We start from the raw sequence: 19,852 nt of genomic DNA, 5'->3' as shown, positions 1-19,852 counted from the left end.
ACCGGTACGGCGCCGGGCCGGCGCCGTCGTGCTGACATGCTGACGTGCCGGCGCCCTCGTGCTGCGTCGCGTCAGGGGCGGCCGAGGAGTTGGGCGCCGGCGGCGGTGTCGGCGTGGGCGGTGAAGTACTCGGTGAACGCGTCGAGGAATTCCTCTTCGGTGATCTGTCCGTCGCCGTCGGCGTCGAGTTGGCGGAAGCCGTGGTTGAGTTCTGCCGGGTGGATGCGGGAGCCGCCGAAGAGGACGCGGTATTCGTCGGCTCCCAGGGACCCGCTGCCGTCGGTGTCCGCCGCGCGGAAGAGCGCGCGCAGCGCGGCGTGCAGTCCCTTGTGGAGGTATTCGGGGTCGCGGTCGATGCCGGCGAGCATGGCGGTGGTGAACTCACCGCGGGAGACCCGGCCGTCGCCGTCGGTGTCCATGCTCTCCCGGATGTGCTGCCACCACGTGTCGAATCCCGCGTACACCTCGGCTTCCCGGCGCTCGTCCAGTTCCAGGTGCCAGCACACGTTGTGTGCCATGGCCTGGAGGTCGGGCGCGGTGAGGTATCCGTCGCCGGTCTGGTCCAGCACCTGCCGGAAGAACGCCTCCACCCGCGCCCGGCGCGGGCTGCGGCGGCCGGACCGGCAGGGCCGCGGCACACGCCCGGCCGGCGTGGTGTCACCGTGGCCCTGGGGCGCGCCGGCGGCCCGCGGGTCGGCCGGCCGGGGAACTCCCGGGGTGCCGTAGCGGAGCCGCTCCGGCAGTTGCGCCATGAGGTGGCGCATGCCGTGGTGCAGCACCCAGGACAGGCCGGCGGCGCTACGGCTGCGACGCAGGCCGAACCGCTCGCGGAAGGAGGGCGGCAAGTCCGCGAGGGTCAGGGCGGTCAGCATGCGGGCGATCACCGGACGCATGAGCGGCCAGGCGGGGCGGAGACGGCCGAGGCGGCGCGGGGCCGGGGCCTGACGCAGCATCTGGAACAGCAGGTCGTGTGCGGCCGCGGTGTACTCCAGGCGTTCGCGGATGGTGCGTTCCACGTAGGCGGGCACATCCGCGGCGGTGGCCGGGAAGAGCTCCGCCGGCAGTGCGAACTCGGCGCACACGGAGCGGAACTCGGCATAGAGTTGGTCGCGTTGGGCGTGGTCGAGCGGGGCACCGGACAGTTCGCCCATCGCCGTCATCGACTCGTACAGCGTCACCAGCACCCAGACCCGCACCGCCGGATCCAGCGCGGTGAACGACCGGCCCTGGTCGTCGGTGCCTTTGATGCGACGGTGCGCCCGCTCCAGGCGGGCGATCTCGCGGCGCAGCCCCTCGCGGTCGGAGAAGAACAGCCGATGGCCGCTTTCCATGGTGTGCTCCACCCGCCGCCAGGGATGCGCGCGGTAGGTCGAGAACTCCGCGAGGCCGGCGGCGACGCCCGGATCGGCGTTCTGCAGCACCAGCAGCCGCCATGCCACCAGGGCGATCCGCCGATCGCCGAGGGTGCGGCGCAGCAGGGTGTCAGGGCCGGGCAGGACAGTGGTCACGAGCGTCTCCCTGGGGGTGGCTTCGGGGTGATCGTTGTTGCGCGACTCAGTACAAGTAGCCGTCACAGAGCGGTACTTGGAAGTCACGCACGGGTGAATCCACACGTCCGGGCGATCTGGCGGCCCGGCGGGTTTGCCATCTGATGGCCCGGCGGGTTTGCCATCTGGCGGCTCCGCGGGTTTGCCGCCCCACCTGCCGCGACCGGGCAACGCTCGCCGGTCCGCGCGGCACGCACCGGCATCCGCCGCTCGCGAGCCGTGGCCGGCACAGTGGTGCGGGGAGACGCCGCTAGGGGATATCCGGGGCGTCGGCGGTAGCGGTGTCGTCGTCGGAGGAGTGCTCGGCCAGTTCGGCGGCCCAGGTCGCGGACCAGTCGACGAGGGGGCTGAGCGCTGCGTGGGCTTGTCGCCCCAGCGCGGTGAGGGCGTACTGGCCGTCGGGGTCCTGGTACACCAGACGTGCCTCGATGAGCTCGACGAGGCGTTGGCGCAGCACGCTGGAGGACATGTCGCCGCAGCGTCGGCGCAGGGCACGGAACCCCAGGGCGCCTTCGTGGAGTTCCCACACCACGCGGAGGCTCCAACGCCGGCCGAACAGATCGAGCGCGGCCATGAGCGGGCGTCCGGTGGTCGAGCCACGCACCGGCCGTCCTGGTGTCGGTGTGCCCATCGCGCTCCTCCTTCGCTCCTACTGACCCACGCCCCTGGCGTTTCGGATTTCGAAACGTTAGCATCGCCGATCGATTCGGAAATCGAACCACCCAGCGTGTGGAGGTCCGCATGACGACGTTGACCACTCCCCTGCGCCGCCAACTGGGCATCGAGGTACCCGTGGTGCAGGCGCCCATCGGGTCCGCGGTCACCACGGAGCTGGTGGCCGCGGTGGCCGACGCGGGAGGACTCGGCACCCTTGCTCTGACCTGGGTCACCGCCGAGGAGGCGGTGCGCAGGATCCGGCAGGTCCGGCGGATGACACCAAGGCCCTTCGCCGCGAACCTCGTACTGGACTTCCCGGTCGATGAGCTTCTCGACGCCTGCCTGGCGGAAAGCGTGCCGGTCATCTCGACGTTCTGGGGTGATCCTGCGGCCGTCACCGAACGCGTGCACTCGGCCGGTTCCCTGCATCTCCACACGGTCGGTTCCGTCGCCGAGGCCGTACGCGCCGTTGCCGCAGGCGTCGACGTGATCGTGGCCCAAGGGTGTGAAGCGGGCGGCCACGTGCGCGGGGACGTCACCACCATGGCGCTGGTGCCGGCGGTCGTGGACGCCGTACACCCGGTACCCGTCATCGCGGCCGGCGGCATCGCCGACGGGCGCGGGCTCGCCGCCGCACTGGCTCTCGGGGCCCAGGCCGGATGGCTGGGCACCCGATTCCTCACGGCATCCGAGGCGGCCACACACGAGGTCTACCGGCAAGCCGTCATCCAGGCGGCACCGCAGGACGCGGTGCACACACGGTGCTTCGACGGCGGCTGGCCCAACGCCCCGCATCGTGCGCTGCGCAACTCCACGCTCCGCGCCTGGGAGGCCGCGGACCGCCCAGCCGCGCCGAACCGCCCCGGCGAAGGCGCCGTGGTGGCCCGGAGCGCCGACGGACGGGCCTGGTCACGCTACGACGACATGGTCCCCGCGCCCGGCATGTCGGGCGACGTCGAGGCTCTCGCGCTCTACGCGGGCCAGAGCGCCGGACTCGTCCACGACGTCGCCCCGGCGGGCCGCATCGTGGCGGACATCGCCGCGGATGCCACAGCCCTCACGCGGCGGACGCACACCAGCTGACGCTGCGGCTCCCGGCTCCCGGCTCCCGGCTCCCGGCTCCTGGCTCCTGGCTCCCGGCTCCTGGCTCCTGGCTCCTGGCTCCTGACAGACCGTGCTCGACGACGAGAGTGTCCCGGGCCAGTCAAGAGTGATCGTTTGCCGGCGAAGGTCGACGATCGTTGGGTTCGGGTTCGTGCCATCACCATGGATCGGCGCGATGACCGGATGGGTGTGAGACTGGGCGCGGAAGGGGTGAACCCCGTGTCTGACATGTCTGACCCACCGCACGCGTCCGTCGGTTCCGGCGCCGCCGTCGACGAGAGTCGGTTGGAAGAGCTGATCACTGAAGCGCAGACCCCTGCCGTTCGAACTGCCCGACCTGGCGAACCGGTGCGCTTCGGCCCTCGGCCTGGACACCGCGCTGATCTACCTCGTCGACCTGCAACAACGAGTGCTCATTCCACTCGACGAAACGTTGCAGCCGCTGTCGGTGGCCGACTCGTCGGCCGGCTGGGCGTACCGCCACATTTTCCCCAGAGGTGTCGACTCCGACGACGGCGTCATTCTCTGGATGCCTCTGGTCGACGGTGTGGAGCGGCTGGGCGTGCTGGCGGTGCGAACCGCCGCCCATTGCTCCGAGTTGCTCCGAGCCTGCGGCGCACGTTCACCGTCTTCGCCCGAGACACCAATCAGGAGCACCGCTCCCTACCCACGCTGTTCTGCCGACAGTGAAGACCGGACCGACCCGGTGCGGCGATCACTACATTCCAGTCCCATGACGACGATTACCACGCGCCCGGTCGCCTACCCGGCCGACGGCCTCACGATGATCGGGCACCTCGCGCTGCCCGCCGGTGTCGACCGCCGGCCCGCAGTCCTGATCGGGCCCGAGGGTCTGGGACTCAGCGACGTCGAGCGCCGACGAGCCGATGCCCTGGCTGAGCTGGGATACGTGGCGCTGGCCTTCGACCTCCACGGCGGGCGCTATCTGGGCGACCCCGAGGAGATGCTGGCCCGTTGCATGCCGCTGCTCGCCGACCCCGACCGGATGCGGGACATCGGCCACTCGGCACTCGATGTGCTGCGCGCCGAACCACGCACCGACCCGGACCAGATCGCCGCCATCGGCTACGGCACCGGCGGCGCGATCGCCCTGGAACTCGGGCGCGACGGCGTCGACCTGCGCGCGATCGGGACGGTCAACGCACTGACCACGGGCCGACCGGGCGAGGCGGCGCGCATCCGTTGCCCCGTGTGGGCCGGGGTCGGATCGGAGGACCCGATCATGCCGCCCGCGCAACGGGACGCGTTCACCGCCGAGATGCAGGCCGCGGGCGTCGACTGGCGCCTGGTGGTCTACGGCGGAGCCCTGCACGCCTTCCACCACCCAACGGTCGACCACACCGTGCGCCCCGGCGTCGGCTACCACCCACAGCATGCGCAGCGGGCCTGGCGCGACATCGTCAACCTGCTGGCCGAGTGCCTGCCCGTAACTGTCCTGTGCGGTGCATCTGGCGCATGAGGGGCTACTGATCTGCTGGGGTTCCAGGTGAGGGGAGAACGCCGGGGCTCCCAGTTCTCCCCTCACCTGTCTTTCGCGAAAGTCCGGTTCCCGACAGACGCGGGAAACCGCCTGTTGAAGCGGCTCCCGCTGGAGATGCCGGACGGTCGATCACTCGTCATACGTCCCCGGCCTGCCGTGTGAGCTGAATGTCCATGGCGGAGCGCAGTTGGGTCAGGACGGTCTCGAGTTGCTGAAGCAGCTCGGACGGGTACCGGGACAACACGGCGTCCTGGCGTGCGTTGACGGGGCCGAAGAACGCATCAGCGCGTTCCTTGGCCTGGGGAGTGCTGCGCAGGGTGACGATCCGCCGGTCGGTGTGTTCGCGGGTACGGATGACGTACCCGGCCCGTTCGAGGCGGTTGAGCAGTGCGGTCATGGCCCCCGAGGACAGCGGGATGCGGCTGCTGAGCAGAGCCGGGGACAGCGGGGCGCCCCTGGCTTCCGCCGAGGCGATCTCCAGCAGCGCGAAAGCATCGGTGGCGTGCACGCCGATCTGAGCGGCGAAGCGTCGGCCCAGTTCAGTGAAGCTCGCACCGTAGGCCTTGAGCTCTTCGGCCAACTGCTCGCGCTGCGCCGCGATTTCACCGGGCACCGATGCGTCCACCAGGCCCCTCCCTTCCCTTTGCAGCCGACGGTTCATTTCGCCGGCACGCGTTGACAGCCTGTCGCCGAGCAGCATAGCTTCGTCGCGAAGTTACTTCACCATGAAGTATTTTGCTCATGGAGTTACTTTAGCGCGGAGGCATAAGGGAGGCGACACGTACCGGATCGTCATCACTCGCCCCGTCGCCTTCCCTTCCCCTCCCCTCTCCCTACTCATGGAGTCCCAGATGCTGAACGCCCCCTACCTCGAAGGCATCGACCCGTTCGCCGCAACCGTCCGCAGCATCACCGAACCCGACCCGGTCCACGCCGCCCTGCGCACCGCCGGCCCCCTCGTCCAAGTGGACGCCCCGACCGAAGGACGGGCGTGGATCGTGACCGACCACGCCCTGGCACGCGAGGTGCTCCTCGACCCCCGAATCTCCAAGGACCCCGCGTTCGCGCCTCCCGGCTGGGATCGTTACACCGCCGGACTTGAGCAGACCGCCGCTGAGCAGCCGTCCCTCACCACCCTCGACGGCCCCGAACACGCCGAACTGCGGCGCGCCCACGCTCCGCTCCTCAACGCCCAACGGATCGTCGAGCAGTCCGATCGGATCCACGCGATCGCCCGGAAGTTACTCACCGAGCTGGCCGCCGACCGCACGGAGATCGACCTCATGGCCGGCTTCACCACCCGCTATCCGCTCACCGTCCTGCTTGACCTGCTGGGCATCCCCCTCGAACACGTCGACCAAGCCGCCGACGCCTGCGGGCAGATGCTCAGCAAACGGCCCGGCGCACAGGGCGGCGCGATCGCCGCACTCGCCGAACTCGCCGCTTCCGGGCTCGGCGACAACGGCCGGGGACTCGCCGCCGAGCTGCGTGACCGGGTCCCCGCACACACCACCCAAGAGCAGTTGCGGTACCACTTGTTCGCGTTGATCTTCGCCGGACAGCTCACCACCGACGCCGCCCTCGGCACCTTGATAGCGCACGCCCTCGCGGACGGCCCGCACCAGCCCTCGGCCGACGAAGGGAGAATCGACGAACTGGTCCGTGAGACGCTCAGGCAGCACCCGCCCGCCCCTTTCACTCTTTGGCGGTTCACCACCGTCGAGATCGAACTCGCCGGAACGCGACTTCCCTCCCGAGCACCCGTGCTCGTCGACATCCAGGGCATCAACACCGACCCAGCCCGCTCACCCGGACCAGACCTGACCTTCGGCGCCGGCCCGCACTTCTGCATCGGCGCCCAACTCGCACAACTCGAACTGCGTGCGGTGATCACCGTACTGCGCACCGACTTTCCCCAAGCCTGCCTCGCCATCCCCTTTGCCGAGCTTCAGCAGGCCTCCACTGGCGGGCTGCAAGGAAGCCGACTGACTGCTCTCCCCGTCACACTGCACGGCCGACACTGAGGGGTCGCGCACACGACGATGACGCCGGGGCCCGGGCCCCAGGTCCGTGTCGCAGACTTGGTGAGCGTCAAGGACTACTGTCGCGAGCATGGTTGAACACGATGCCCTCAGCGCCACCAGCGAGGCCTACGACACAGCTGCCCACACCTATGCGGAGCTGTTCCGCGACACGCTGCGCGACCGCCCCCTGGACCGTGCGATCCTGGGTGTCTTCGCCGAGGCCGTACGCGCGAGTGGGAACGGTCGGGTCGCGGACGTGGGATGTGGGCCTGGCCACATCACCGCTTATCTGGAGGAGCTGGGACTGGCGGCGTTCGGTGTTGATGCCTCTCCCGTGATGATCAAGTTGGCTCGACAGGCCTATCCGGGCCTGCAGTTCGACGTGGGCTCGATGGCTGCCTTGGACATCGCTGACGGCGTGCTGGACGGCGTACTCTCTCGTTGGTCCGTCATCCACACTCCGCCGCCGGAACTCCCCGCCATCCTGGCGGAGTTCCACCGTGTGCTGGCGCCGGGCGGCCACCTTCTGATCGCCTTCTCGGCAACCGATGGTCCGTCGCACCCGACGCAGGTCTTCGATCACACCGTTGCGCCGGCCTATCGTTGGTGGCCTGATCACCTCGCCGCGATGCTGCGCAAGTCCGGGTTGGCAGAGGTGGCCCGGATGGTTCGCGAGCCCCAGCCCACCGACCGACGGCAGTTCCAGGAAGTCCAACTGCTCGCCCGCAAAGCCCAGACAGAGGCTGCCTGACTGCATACCGGCGGCGGGCCTCGGGGTTGTCGCCACGGCCACGGTTGATCGCCACGGTTGGTCGCCACAATTGCTTGCACTTGCACGATCGCTCGGAACGCGGAGCGCGCGTGCCGCTCAGGCATGCCGCAGTGTCGCGGCGGCGATCTCCAGGAAGTCGCGCAGTAGCTTCTCGCGTCGGTCCGCGGCAACGGCCAGGCAGGTCTCGATCCCCGTGGCGTCCGTGACGGGGAGGTGGACGAGGTCGGGGCGGGAGTAGGACCGCGCGACGCTCAGCGGGATGAGGGCGATGCCGTGCCCGGAGGCGATGAGCTCGAACTTTTCCTCAAGGGACGAGGTCCGCCGCTCTGGTGCGTCGAGCATCCGCTCGCCGTTGAGGTCCGCGGTGGTGAGCTCCGGGCGATCCGCCAGGGCGTGCGTCGCGGGCATGCAGGCGACCCTGGGATCGTGGCCGATGGGAATGATGCGCAAACCCGATTCGTCGAACGGCCGCCGCAGATAGCCGACTTGGGCCCGGCCGTCCCGGAGCGGTCGGTCCTGCTCCCACCAGCGGGCCGGGACGACGTCGATCTCGACGTCCGCGTGGCGCGCCGTGAAGGCCCGGATCGCCTCCGATACGGGCAGGCCCGGTGAGAAGGCGACCACCAGCCGTTGGACGCCTTGATCGACGTCGTGGACACGGCGGACCGCCGCGGCGACCGACGGGAGGATCTGCTGCGCCTCCTCGTAGAGCTGCGTGCCGGCGGCGGTCAGCTCCACGCTGCGGGTGGTCCGCAACAGGAGTGTGCACCCCAACTCCCGCTCCAGCGCCTTGATTTGGCGGCTGAGAACCGGCTGGGCGATATACAGCTGTTCCGCTGCGCGGCCGAAGTGCCCATGCTCGGCCAGCGTGGCGAAGTAGCGGAGTTTGCGCAGATCGAGATCCATGCCCTGAAGGTATCAATCGTCGGGAAGGGTATTGGACGCCACGAACGGCCGGCCCGAGACTCAAAAGCATGATCGTCATTACCGCTCCCACCGGCCAGATCGGCAGCCGGCTCCTGGAGATCCTCCTCAACGAGACCCGCACACGCGGCGAAGCGCTCCGCGTCATCGTGCGTGACCCCGGGAAACTCCCCGACGCGGTCCGCGCCCGGGTCGACGTCGTCACCGGCTCGCACGGCGACGCGGAGGTCGTCGACCGGGCCTTCACCGGCGCGGACGCCGTCTTCTGGCTGGTTCCCTCAAACCCCCAGGCGCCGAGCCTGGCCGCCATGTACTCCGAGTTCACCCGCGCCGCCGCGAAGGCGTTCACGACCCATGGAGTCGGACACGTCGTCGGCGTCTCGGCGCTCGGCCGGGACACCCCCGTCGCCGGCCGCGCCGGGCACGTGACGGCGTCGCTGGCCATGGACGACCTCATCGCGGGTTCGGGCGTGGCCTACCGGGCGCTCGCCAACCCGACATTCATCGACAACCTGCTGTGGCAGGTGGCTTCGATCCGCGACGACGGCGTGTTCACCGGCACCGACACCGCCGACCGCAAGGGGCCGGTGGTCGCCACCCGGGACATCGCCGCGGCCGCCGCCGACCTGCTGCTCGACCGCTCGTGGACGGGGACGGGCGAGGTCCCGGTGCTGGGCCCCGAGGACCTTTCGCCGAACGACCTGGCGCGCATCATGTCCGACGTGCTCGGCCGCCCGGTCCGCTACGAACAGCAGACGTTCGACGACTTGCGCCAGGCACTCGCCGGACGAGGCATGCCGGACGCGCTCGTGCAGGGCTACCTCGACATGATGCGGGCCAAGGCCGACGGCCTCGACGACGGGGTGCGGCGCACCGCGCAGACCGCGAGCCCCACGTCCTTCCGTGAGTGGTGCGAGCAGGTCCTCAGGCCGGCGGTCCAGGCATGAGCGCCGGAACCGCCCTCATCGTCGGGGCGTCCCGGGCCCTCGGGCTCGGCCTGGCCACCGAGTACGCCCACCGGGGCTGGGACGTCATCGGGACCGTCCGGGGCGATCGGCGCACCGGCCTCCACGACCTGGCCGAGGCATCCGGGGGTCGCGTCACCGTCGAATCGTTGGACATGACGGAGCCGGAGCAGATCGCCGCGTTGCGCGAACGCCTGGCGGACCGCACCCTGGATCTGCTGTTCGTCAACGCCGCCATCGCGCGGGGCAACGTTCCCGTGGGCGAGGTCCCGACGGAGATGTTCGTCGACGTCATGGTCACCAATGCGCTCAGCCCGATGCGCGTGGTCGAGTCCCTCCGCTCGCTGGTGGCGCCGACCGGGACGATCGGCATCATGTCCTCGCGCCAAGGCAGCCTCGGCCTGAACACCAACGGCGGTCAGGACGTCTACCGAGCCAGCAAATCCGCCCTGAACCAGCTGATGCGCAGCTACGCCGCCCGGTACGCCGATGCCGCGCACACGTTGCTGCTCCTCTGTCCCGGCCACGTCCGCACCCAACTCGGCGGCCCCGACGCGCCGTTGACGATCGACGAGTCCATCCCGGGCGTGGCGGACACGATCGACCGCCACAGCGGCGAACCGGGTCTGCGGTTCCTCAACTACCAGGGCCAGCCCGTGCCCTGGTAGCCGTCGCCGGAATGCCGTCATCCGCCGGGAGACGACCACAGCCCGGTGCTCCGTTCCGGCTCGACGACGGGGCGGCGGGCGATGTGGGCGAGGCGGGTGCGGCATGGGAAAGAGCAGGTGGCGACGCTCACCGACGCCCCCAGGAAGGCAAGCCGTACCGACCCCGGCAACGGTCCCGCCGTCAAAGGTGGACGGGCAGGTGGCGGGGTCCGCGGAGCATGGCGTTCTGCCGGTAGGGGGGCGGGTCCTCCACCAGGCGGGCCGTACCGAGGAGCGGCAACAGCGCGCCGAGCGCGGACTGGGCCTCGATACGGGCGAGGGGCCCGCCGAAGCACAGGTGGATGCCGCCGCCGAAGGCGAGGTGCTCGATGTCCGGGCGGGTGGGATCGAACCGGTCGGGGTCGGAGAACCGCTTGGGGTCGCGGTTGCCCGAGGCCAGCACCAGGATGACGGTCGTGCCGGCGGGAATCGTGGTACCGCTGACGTTGATGTCGGCGAGGGGAAGGCGCTCCCGCATGTGGACCGGGGGCTCGTAGCGCAGCAGTTCCTCCACCGCTCGCGGCAGCAGGTCGGGCGCCCGCCGCAGGTGGTCCAGGTGCTCGCGGTGGCGCAGCAGGGTGAGCACCCCGTTGGTGATCAGGTTGACCGTGGTCTCGTGTCCGGCGATGAGGAGGAGCACGGCGGTTTCCGCGAGTTCCTCCTGGGTGAGCCGCAGGGCCGGGTCCGGCTCGTTGACGAAGGCGGAGAGCATGTCGTCGCCCGGCCGGCCACGGCGCTGCTCGGCGAGGTTCACCAGGTACCCGCCCATCTCGACCCGTGCCTGTTCGCCCGCCTTGTCCGCCTCGGTGGTGTCCTCTTCGGGCCGGACGTCGGCGGATGCGACCAGAGCGTCGGACCAGGCGCGGAACAGCGCCTCGTCCTCGCGCGGCACGCCGAGCAGGCGGCAGATCACCGTGACCGGCAGCGGGTAGGCGAAATCGTCGACGATGTCGATCTGCCCGCCCGCCTCGAACGGCTCCATCAGTTCCTTGGTGATCCGGTCGATCTCACCGCGCATGGCATCGACCCGGCCCGGGCTGTGCGGCGGGCCGAACGGCCGCATGGCCAACGTGCGCAGCCGGTGGTGCTCGGGGTCGTCGAGCCGCAGGAACGGCGGCTTGTGCGTCATCTCGCCACGGGTACGGGGATCGACACTCATCCGCGGGTCGTGGAGCAGGGCGGCGATCTCGTGGTAGGTGCCGACCAGGCAGCTGCCGTCCGCCTGCTGCACCACGGGACCGGCCTCGCGCAGCTCCGCGTACAGCGGGTAGGGGTGGGGGCGACTGGTGTAGTCGGTGATGCGTGCCAGCAAGGTGTCGGGCTGCATGGTGATTCCTCGTGGTGGGGCGGGACGTGGCTCAGCCGGGCCGTACCACGGTCAGTCGGCGATCGGGCAGATAGCCGGTGAGCGCCACGGTGGGGCCGTGGGACAGCTCCTTCGGGTCCGGCACGTCGGACGGGATCGGGATGTCGGCCGCGATCGCACGGTCCGCCGCACCGGCCGGGGGCGGGAACGGAGCAGCCGTCTCGATCAAGTACCGGTAGTAATCGAGCGACTTGGCCATGTCGACGGTGACCGCGGCGGTGACCCGCCCCTGGTAGCCGTAGACCATCGCCAGACGGCGCGCCTCCAGCGAGCCCTGGGCAATGACCACATGGTCGGAGAAGGTGGGCACACCCACCGACTTGATGTTGAACCCGAACTGGGTCGACCAGAACATCGGGATCGCCAGGTGCGGGCGCTGCAGCGGCCCCGGATTGATCATGTTGTGGGCCGCCACCTCGGCCTGTGCGACCGCGTTGCCCCAGTGCTCCAGGGAGAGCATCTGGTATCCGAACAGCGGGTGGGGAAAGCGGGACACGTCCCCGGCCACGAAGATGTCATCGCTGACGATCCCGTACATGGTGAAGGCCCGGCAGCCTGCGTCACAGGCGATCCCGCGCCGGCCCGCGGCCAGCCCGGACTCCGCGAGCCACTCCACATTGCGGACCGCTCCCAGCGCCACGACACACAGGTCCGCCTCGACGCGGCTACCGTCGGACAGCTCCGCACCGGTGAACCGGCTGTTCCCGTCGCCGCGCAGGGCGGTCACCGTGACCCCGCAGCGCAGGTCGACGCCGTGGTTGCGCTGCATGACGGCCGCGAGCCTCGACAGGGTGCCGCCCAGCGCGCCCACCAGGGGCGCGGGGCCGCGTTCGGCGACGGTGACCTCCAGCCCTCTTTCCCGGCAGGCCGAGGCGATCTCCGAGCCGGTGAAACCGGCACCGATCACCAGCACCCGCTGCGGCCCGGCTGCCAGTCGCTCGGCCAGGCTCCCCGCTTCGTCCCGGGTACGCAGCGTGAACACCCCTTCCAGGGCGGCCTCCTCCGGGTTCGGCCAGGGACGCGCACGGGTCCCGGTGGTGATCAGGACCCGGTCGAACGGCAGCGAGTCGCCGTTCTCCAGCTCCACCCGCTTCTCGAGGGGGTCCAGCCCGGTGGCCTGTACGCCCAGCCGCCAGTCGGCGTCGGGGTCGCGCCGCATCGGCAGCCCGGTGGTGTCCGCGGCCGCCCGGCCGAGGAGCACCTGTTTCGACAGCGGGGGCCGGTCATAGGGCGGATGGGGTTCGTCCCCGACCACGGTCAGTGAGCCGGTGAAGCCCTCCGCGCGCAGCGCCTCGGCGGCCCTCAGCCCGGCCAGCGACGCGCCGACGATGACGATGCGGCCGTCCTTGAGGTCACCGGGCACCGGCGCTCACCTCCTCACCGAGGAGGATCGCCTGGACCGGGCATGCTGCCGCGGCCTGGCGCACCCGTTCGACCTGGTCGTCGGGGATGGCCGGGGTGTACAGCAACCCCTCCTCCCCGTGCAGTTGGAACACTTCCGGCGCGAGGAACACGCACTGCGCATAGCCCTGGCAGCGCGTGAGGTCCACAACGGTCCGCATCCTCACCACTTCCTCCGTCGCCTCAACCCCCTCATATCCAGCATGGAGCGAGACCGGACCGCCCGCACGGCCTCGCCCGGTGGCCCGACAAGCTGATGGGCGGGCCCCTCGTCACGGCGTCACGGCGTCACGGCGGCGGTGGCCGCCGGCCGGCTCCGTGCCGCTCTGCACGTGTGGTTGCCCAGCTGACGCGGGCGCCGGGGCCGCATGGTTCCGCTCCGTACCGGCCGCTGGCTGAGCCTGCGCGCGATGTGCCGGGAACAGGTCCCGTCGGCCCGGCCCTGGTGTCTGACGCCTCCAGGGCCTCTGGCGGCCCAACTGACCTCTCCCGGCCGACTGAAGGGGCTCGGCTCGGCCGCGTGGAGACCATGCGTGCCCACTACGTGATCGAGTACGACGGCGGGTGGACGTGTCCAGCGAGCCGACCGGCCGGCCGCACCGCCCCTCGCGCAACAGCTCGGTGAAGTCCGTCTCGACTACCAGCTGTCGGAGTATCAGCACGCCCAGGAGTCAAGGCGATAGGGATTCATATGCGGCCGATTCGAGCGGTCGAGCCCAGGCGCCGGTATATCCGCCCTGCGGCAGATCCGTCCGCACCATTTCCCCTTCCTCCGACCTTCCAGCCCCTTCGACTCTGTGGCTCACCACTGCTGGATTCTTTGCACTGCCTTCCACTCGAATCGTTTGATTCCGTAAGGGTTTCATGGAAAATCCGGAGAGCAACCAACGGCCACTTTGAGTGCACGCAATACGTGAATTTCCGTAAACTTTCATCCTTTCTCCCTTTGATTTCGGTTCGCGTCTCGACGTAGCGTGGTAAACGGCCCAACTGGAGAGGGCTGGGCCATCATCAGAGATCCAAGGAGGCAAATGATGAGCTTCCGCGTACTTCCTCTCAACGGCGGTTGGGGTCACGGCCACGGCGGACGTGGCTACGGACGCGGACGTGGTTACGGACGCGGACGCGGCTACGGCGGTGGACGCGGCTACGGCCGGGGACGCGGCTACGGCGACGAACGCGGCTTTGGTCGCGGATTCGGATTCGGATTCGGCCGAGGAGGCCGTTACTAGCGACCCCACCAGACCAATCGAGGCCGGCACCCTCTGTGAGGGCCGGCCTCACCCATGAGGGCCGCCCGCCGAATCCGAGTGCCATTGGCGAGGCCGAGCTACTGCAGAAGTTACCTGCAAAATACAAACGCCGCGTGCGGAGAACTAGCTCCACACGCCGCGTGCTTCCGATGCCTTGGCCTTCCCGCTGGGCTCCCTAAGTATCCTTCTGGATTCCCTGCCTGGCAATACCGTCGAGTTCGCGCTCAAACCCGTGAAACACGCCTTGCACCACACCAATCGGTTACGCATGGTGCAACCTTTTTCGCCTCGAAGAAAAGGAAGTTGAGCGAGGACCAGCAGCGGCCAGAACTTCAGGCTCGCCTTCTCCCAACGCCCGGCGGCGCAGGACGGGTTCCTTGCGCGCCGCCCGCGGCATGGTCAGCAATCTGCGCGCGCAGGCCGTCCCGTTCCCAACGACCCGCGCATCGCCCAGGTCATCGGTGAACTCTCCCTGCACAGCGTGGCGTTCGTCGACCTAGGGCTCGGCACGGCGTACGGCCCTACAGAAGCGACGACAAACCGCCGTGGCACTCAACCGGCACACGCGAACGGGGTCCATGACACGACCTCAGCTCCCCAGTCACCCAGTCGCCCAGTTACTCAGTTGCCCAGTTGCCCACGGACGGACGGGGTCCGTCGCTGATCTCGTGCCGGCACTACGGACTAGCTTGCTAGGATGCTAGCATCGCCTCGTGAGCGATGAGGAAGTCAAGCAGTTCAACGTGTACCTGCCGATCGGGCTGATCAAGCAGGTCAAGTTCCGCGCCATCGAGTCGGGCATGTCGTTGTCGGCGTTGGTCGCTGACGCACTGCGCGCCTACCTCGACGACACCCATGGGCACAGACAGCAATCGACCGAGAAGGAGTCCTGATATGGCGACCGAAGGCATCGAGGCCGTGTTCCTGACGACCCACAACTGGGGGAAGGCGGCCAAGTTCTTCCAGGGCCTGGGCTACGAGTTGGAGTTCTCGACCGACCACAACTCCGGCCGACTCCGCAACGGCGACGGGCCGTACGTCTTCATGGCCGAGGTCCCCGCGGACCAAGAGCCCCAGACACAGATCGTGCTGAAGGTTCCGGACGCAGACACGTTCCGTCCCGATGCCGCCCTCGAGGTGGTCACGCCGTTCGAGGACACCCATTACGGGACCAAGGAGATGACCGTTCGGGACCCCGACGGGCGGGTGTGGAGTCTCCAGGCTCCCGCCAGGAGCAGCCTCCAGGCTCCCGCCGACAACTGACCGCGACGAAGGGGGAACACCATGGCAGTCGAGCAGACCCAGGCACCGGACAACACTGCGGTGCGGACCGCCCTCTGGCGGGCGATGCACGTCCAGGTCGACCCGCCACCACACGTACTCAAGGACGAGATCGGCCTGCAGTTGGCGGCCCCGGACGCCGACTGGCGCCACCGCCCCGACATGGACCCGCACACCACCAGCAGGTTACGGGCGGCGATCGTGGCCCGCGCTCGTTTCATCGAGGACCTGATCACGGAGCAGGCCGACCGCGGCGTCACCCAATACATCATCCTCGGAGCCGGCCTGGACACCTTTGCCCAGCGCAGGCCGGAGGTCGCCTCCCGCCTACGGGTCTTCGAGATCGACCAGCCCGAAACCCAGGCATGGAAGCGCCAGCGCCTGGTCGAACTCGGCTACGGCATCCCCGACTGGCTGCGCCTGGTACCGGTCGACTTCGAGACGAACGAAGACTGGCTGAAGAAGTTGGTCGCTACAGGCTTCGACTCCGACCGGCCGGCGGTCATCGTCTCCACCGGCGTCACCATGTACCTCACCAAAGACGCCACCGCGGCCACCCTGCGCCAGATCACCGGGCTCGCACCCGGCTCAACGCTGGCCATGACCTTCCTGCTGCCGACCGAACTGCTCGACGACACCGATCGCCCCGGCCTCCGGGCGAGCAAGGAAGGCGCGCAAGCATCCGGAACGCCATTCATCAGCTTCTACACCCCGCCCGAGATGCTGGCCCTGGCCCGCGAAGCCGGCTTCGCAGACGTCCGCCACGTGTCGGGAGGCTCACTTGCCGAGCGCTACTTCGCCGATCGCACCGACGGCCTCCGCCCGTCGAGCGGAGAGGACCTGCTGCTGGCCACCACCTGACTCCCTCCTCGACGCCATCTTCTGCGCCATGGGCACGGCGGCGCAGGAGTGGCCGGAGCGGCTCGACGATCCCGAGGGCCCGCAGAAACGGATGACGGCGGCACAGCTGGTGGAAGCTGTCCACTACCTGGCGGACGCTGTCCACGGGCGGCGGCCAAGCGGGCACCGCGAACCGCCGACGTGCCTCTGACTGCCGCGTACGCCCGCAGCCCCGTTCCTTTACGCCTGGGCACAGGCGGGGCGGGGCATGGTCTGCTACGGCGCGCGGCCTGAGCCACCGGGGCGGCGGCAGCCACGTCCGCCGATGCCCGGTTGCCGCACAAGCCGCAGCGGCACGCCTTGCCAGCTCCCGAGCGTCACAGGATAAAAAGGGAGCATGACCGGACATTCAGGGCGCTTTCGGCGTTGGTTGAGCCGCGCGCCCAGCCGCTCCGCTTCCCGGGGCGTCTCCCGTACCGAGAGCGGTCCAGACGAGCGGCACGGCGAGCACCCTGCGGGGGCCGGGGGCCCGCAGGGCCTGCGGGGCTGGTTGACGACGCGCAGTGTCGCCCGGGAGGTCTTCCTGCTCCAGTTGGTGCTCGTGGTGCTGCTCGTCGCGGCGGCAGTGGTGGCCATCGTCATCCAGACACAGCGGGACGTCATGACCGACGCCAGGCACCGGACGCTCGCCGCCGCTGAGTCCTTCGCGAACTCCTGGGGGCTCCAGGAGGCGCTGAACAGCAACGATCCGACCGCCAAGCTCCAGCCCCGCGCCGAGGCGGCCCGCAAGGCATCCGGCGTCGACGCCCTCATCGTCTACAAACTCGACGGCATCGCCCTCACCCACAGCGACCCGCGGCAGATCGGCAAACACGTCATCGGCCCCTATGCCGACGCCGCCCGGGGCAAGCCCTTCACCAGGACCTTTCAGGGCGCCCTGGGCCTCTCCGTGATCTCCGCGGCCCCGGTCAAGGACTCCTCGGGCAGGGTCATCGCCATCGTCTCCGCACCGGTCACGGTGGAGAACGTACAGAAATCGGTCAACCAGCAGCTGCCCCTCTTCCTGGGCACAGCGGTCGGGGCGCTGGCGCTCGCGGGAGGCGGCGCGGGGCTGGTGAGCCGTCGGCTGCGCCGGCAGACCCACGGTCTGGGGCCGGCCGAGATGACCCGGATGTACGAGCATCACGATGCGGTCCTCCACGCGGTGCGGGAGGGTGTCCTCATCGTCGGCCGCGGTGGGCGGCTGCTGCTGGCCAATGACGAGGCGCGGCGGCTCCTGGACCTGCCGGCGGACGCGGAGGGACGCCACGTCGGCGACCTGGGCCTGGACGATCGCACCGTCGACCTCCTGACGTCGGACCGGACCGCCACCGACGAGGTGCACCTGGCCCAGGACCGGCTGCTGGCCCTCAACAAGCGGTCCACCACCCCCTACGGTGCCCGTCACGGGAGCGTGGTGACCCTGCGCGACACCACGGAACTGAGGTGGCTGACAGGGCGTGCCGAGAGGGCGCGGGAGCGGTTGCGGCTGCTGTACGACGCCGGGGTGCGCATCGGCTCCACGCTGAATGTCGAACGCACTGCCGCGGCGCTGGCGCAGGTGGCGGTCCCCCGGTTCGCCGACATCGTCGCCGTCAAGCTGCGGGAACCGGTCCTGCGGGGCGAGGAGCCCGCCGCGGCGGGTACCAAGCTGCACCGGGCGGCGATCGCGGGCCTGGCGGCGGACCATCCGCTCCATTCCGTCGATGAGCTGATGGGGTTCGTCCCGGGCACCTCGGTGGCGGCGGACGTGGACCAGGGCCACTCCATGGTGGTGCCGGACCTGGCCGACTCCTCCGAATGGCGGTCCCAGGACCCGGAACGCGCCCGACACATCCTGGACCACGGGGTGCACTCCCTGGTGGTCGTACCGCTGCTCGCCCGGGGCGTGGTGCTGGGAGTGGTGGACTTCTGGCGGTCGGGAAGCTCCCCTCCGTTCGACGACGAGGACCTGTCCTTCGCCGAGGAACTGGCGGGGCGGGCCGCCGTGGGGATCGACAATGCCCGGCGCTACACCCGTGAACGCACCATGGCGATGACGCTGCAGCGCAGCCTGATGCCCCGTGGTCTGCCCGAGCAGGACGCCCTGGAGGTGGCGCACCGCTACCTCCCCGCCCAGGCGGGAGTGGGCGGCGACTGGTTCGACGTCATCCCGCTGCCGGGTGCCCGGGTGGCGCTGGTCATCGGGGACGTCGTCGGACACGGGCTGCACGCCGCCGCCACCATGGGCCGGCTGCGCATCGCCGTGCACAACTTCTCGGCCCTGGACCTCTCCCCCGACGAGCTGCTGGGCCACCTGGATGAGCTGGTGACCCGCATCGACGTCCAGGACGAGGACACCGAGGCGGGGCCGGCCATCACCGGCGCCACCTGCCTGTACGTCGTGTACGACTTCGTCTCCGGACGGGTCACCGCGGCCACGGCCGGCCATCTGCCGCCGGCCGTGGCCTACCCCGACGGCAGGGTGGAGTTCCTGCAGCCCCCGGTCTCGCCGCCGCTGGGTCTGGGCAGCAGCCTGCCCTTCGAGCCTGTTGAGCTGTCCCTTCCGGAGGGCTCCCGGCTGGTGCTCTACACCGACGGGCTGGTCGAGGACCGCAGCCGCGACCTGGACGAGGGGCTGGAAGCGCTGCGTGCGGCCCTCGCCGGACCGGACCGTACGCCGGCGGAGACCTGCGCCACCGTCATGCGATCGCTGCTGCCGACCAGGTCCGCCGACGACGTCGCGTTGCTGGTGGCCCGGACCCGGCGGCTGGACCCGGCACGGGTCGCCGAGTGGGACGTGCCCCGCGACCCGGCGGCCGTGGGCCCGGTCCGTAACGCCTGCGTCCGGCAGTTGACGGACTGGGGTCTGGAGGACCTCGCCTTCGGCACCGAGCTCATCCTCAGCGAACTGATCACGAACGCCGTTCGCTACGGCTCCGAGCCCATCCACGTACGGCTCCTGCACACCCGGACCCTGATCTGTGAGGTCTCCGACGGCAGCAGCACCTCCCCGCACATCCGCCAGGCGAAGGACACCGACGAGGAAGGCCGTGGCCTCTTCCTCGTCGCGCAGTTCGCCGAACAGTGGGGCACCCGCTACTCCCCCAGGGGTAAGACGATCTGGGCCGCTCAGACGGTCGGCCCCGACGCACCCTCTTCGGGCGAAGAGTCGTGGGAGTACCTCGCCGGCCTTGAAGGGCCCAGCGGGGAGGGGTGAGGCCGTGGTGTGGCGGCCGCGCCCAGGGACGGGGGTGGTGTTCGGCAGTGCCTGGCTCCCCGTGTGGCGCCTGCTCGCCACTGTGACCTGGCCCGATCACCGTCCTGGCCGAGATCCGCAAGGGGGCGGAGTACTCTGGTCCGGACCATTGCTGGAGGAGAGAAACGTCGGACAGTGGCATGCCCGCCTCGGTGTGGCGCCGGGACCGCCCGCATGCCAAGTCGTCGGCGGGCCCGCGGGAGTGCCGAGGACACCCGCTCGGCGAGCCTGCC

Annotated in this window: 17 protein-coding genes; 10 read left to right on the top strand and 7 right to left on the bottom strand. The window is 69.9% G+C overall.

Annotated elements, in window-relative coordinates; all coding sequences use genetic code 11:
- Window positions 1-71: 71 nt before the first annotated feature.
- Window positions 72-1,508: an oxygenase MpaB family protein gene (locus ACFV1J_RS12200; RefSeq protein ID WP_385857238.1), complete on the bottom strand. Its 1,437-nt coding sequence runs from the start codon at window positions 1,506-1,508 to the stop codon at window positions 72-74.
- A gap of 289 nt (window positions 1,509-1,797) precedes the next feature.
- Window positions 1,798-2,178 carry a winged helix-turn-helix transcriptional regulator gene (locus ACFV1J_RS12195; RefSeq protein WP_385857237.1) on the bottom strand — a complete coding sequence of 127 codons (381 nt, stop codon included), beginning with the start codon at window positions 2,176-2,178 and terminating at the stop codon, window positions 1,798-1,800.
- Between ACFV1J_RS12195 and ACFV1J_RS12190 the strand changes: the two genes are divergently transcribed.
- Window positions 2,163-3,287, top strand: a complete 1,125-nt coding sequence (locus tag ACFV1J_RS12190; RefSeq protein ID WP_385857236.1) for an NAD(P)H-dependent flavin oxidoreductase — start codon at window positions 2,163-2,165, stop codon at window positions 3,285-3,287. The genes ACFV1J_RS12195 and ACFV1J_RS12190 overlap by 16 nt on opposite strands.
- Window positions 3,288-4,041: 754 nt before the next feature.
- Window positions 4,042-4,788: a dienelactone hydrolase family protein gene (locus ACFV1J_RS12185; protein ID WP_385857235.1), complete on the top strand. Its 747-nt coding sequence runs from the start codon at window positions 4,042-4,044 to the stop codon at window positions 4,786-4,788.
- A 157-nt stretch (window positions 4,789-4,945) separates the two neighbouring features.
- On the opposite strand, the gene ACFV1J_RS12180 is transcribed toward ACFV1J_RS12185, so the two are convergent.
- Window positions 4,946-5,434: a MarR family winged helix-turn-helix transcriptional regulator gene (locus ACFV1J_RS12180; RefSeq protein WP_385857234.1), complete on the bottom strand. Its 489-nt coding sequence runs from the start codon at window positions 5,432-5,434 to the stop codon at window positions 4,946-4,948.
- A gap of 226 nt (window positions 5,435-5,660) precedes the next feature.
- Between ACFV1J_RS12180 and ACFV1J_RS12175 the strand changes: the two genes are divergently transcribed.
- Both ACFV1J_RS12175 and ACFV1J_RS12170 read left to right on the top strand, forming a co-directional pair.
- Entirely contained in the window at window positions 5,661-6,833 is a 1,173-nt protein-coding gene (locus tag ACFV1J_RS12175; protein WP_385857233.1) for a cytochrome P450, read from the top strand.
- An 88-nt stretch (window positions 6,834-6,921) separates the two neighbouring features.
- Window positions 6,922-7,584, top strand: a complete 663-nt coding sequence (locus tag ACFV1J_RS12170; RefSeq protein ID WP_385857232.1) for a class I SAM-dependent methyltransferase — start codon at window positions 6,922-6,924, stop codon at window positions 7,582-7,584.
- 117 nt (window positions 7,585-7,701) lie between these two features.
- On the opposite strand, the gene ACFV1J_RS12165 is transcribed toward ACFV1J_RS12170, so the two are convergent.
- Complete coding sequence (locus ACFV1J_RS12165) at window positions 7,702-8,511, bottom strand: LysR family transcriptional regulator (RefSeq protein WP_385857231.1); 810 nt, start codon at window positions 8,509-8,511, stop codon at window positions 7,702-7,704.
- A 68-nt stretch (window positions 8,512-8,579) separates the two neighbouring features.
- Between ACFV1J_RS12165 and ACFV1J_RS12160 the strand changes: the two genes are divergently transcribed.
- Window positions 8,580-9,476, top strand: coding sequence for an NAD(P)H-binding protein (locus tag ACFV1J_RS12160; RefSeq protein ID WP_385857230.1), 897 nt, complete (start codon window positions 8,580-8,582; stop codon window positions 9,474-9,476).
- Entirely contained in the window at window positions 9,473-10,162 is a 690-nt protein-coding gene (locus ACFV1J_RS12155; RefSeq protein WP_385857229.1) for an SDR family oxidoreductase, read from the top strand. Before ACFV1J_RS12160 ends, ACFV1J_RS12155 begins: the two co-directional genes overlap by 4 nt.
- Before the next feature lie 181 nt (window positions 10,163-10,343).
- Here ACFV1J_RS12155 and ACFV1J_RS12150 read toward each other — a convergent pair whose 3' ends face one another.
- Genes ACFV1J_RS12150 through ACFV1J_RS12140 form a run of 3 tightly spaced genes read right to left on the bottom strand, consistent with a single transcriptional unit; the run spans window position 10,344 to window position 13,129 of the window.
- Window positions 10,344-11,528 carry a cytochrome P450 gene (locus tag ACFV1J_RS12150; protein WP_385857228.1) on the bottom strand — a complete coding sequence of 395 codons (1,185 nt, stop codon included), beginning with the start codon at window positions 11,526-11,528 and terminating at the stop codon, window positions 10,344-10,346.
- A gap of 31 nt (window positions 11,529-11,559) precedes the next feature.
- Entirely contained in the window at window positions 11,560-12,930 is a 1,371-nt protein-coding gene (locus ACFV1J_RS12145) for an NAD(P)/FAD-dependent oxidoreductase (RefSeq protein WP_385857227.1), read from the bottom strand.
- A complete protein-coding gene (locus ACFV1J_RS12140; protein WP_385857226.1) occupies window positions 12,920-13,129 on the bottom strand; it encodes a ferredoxin in 210 nt (69 codons plus the stop codon). The genes ACFV1J_RS12145 and ACFV1J_RS12140 overlap by 11 nt, the downstream gene beginning before the upstream one ends.
- 1,805 nt (window positions 13,130-14,934) lie before the next feature.
- Here ACFV1J_RS12140 and ACFV1J_RS12135 point away from each other — a divergent pair.
- From ACFV1J_RS12135 to ACFV1J_RS12120, 4 genes are all read left to right on the top strand, one after another.
- Window positions 14,935-15,114, top strand: coding sequence for a CopG family transcriptional regulator (locus ACFV1J_RS12135; RefSeq protein WP_385857225.1), 180 nt, complete (start codon window positions 14,935-14,937; stop codon window positions 15,112-15,114).
- Between the two features lies 1 nt (window position 15,115).
- Window positions 15,116-15,484, top strand: coding sequence for a VOC family protein (locus tag ACFV1J_RS12130; protein ID WP_385857224.1), 369 nt, complete (start codon window positions 15,116-15,118; stop codon window positions 15,482-15,484).
- 21 nt (window positions 15,485-15,505) lie between these two features.
- Window positions 15,506-16,363 carry a class I SAM-dependent methyltransferase gene (locus tag ACFV1J_RS12125; protein WP_385857223.1) on the top strand — a complete coding sequence of 286 codons (858 nt, stop codon included), beginning with the start codon at window positions 15,506-15,508 and terminating at the stop codon, window positions 16,361-16,363.
- A 376-nt stretch (window positions 16,364-16,739) separates the two neighbouring features.
- A complete protein-coding gene (locus ACFV1J_RS12120) occupies window positions 16,740-19,580 on the top strand; it encodes a SpoIIE family protein phosphatase (RefSeq protein ID WP_385857222.1) in 2,841 nt (946 codons plus the stop codon).
- Window positions 19,581-19,852 lie beyond the last annotated feature (272 nt).

It is taken from the genome of Streptomyces sp. NPDC059649, from assembly GCF_042734445.1.
Classification (GTDB): Bacteria; Actinomycetota; Actinomycetes; order Streptomycetales; family Streptomycetaceae; genus Streptomyces.
This window is presented reverse-complemented; position numbering and strand designations above follow the sequence as displayed.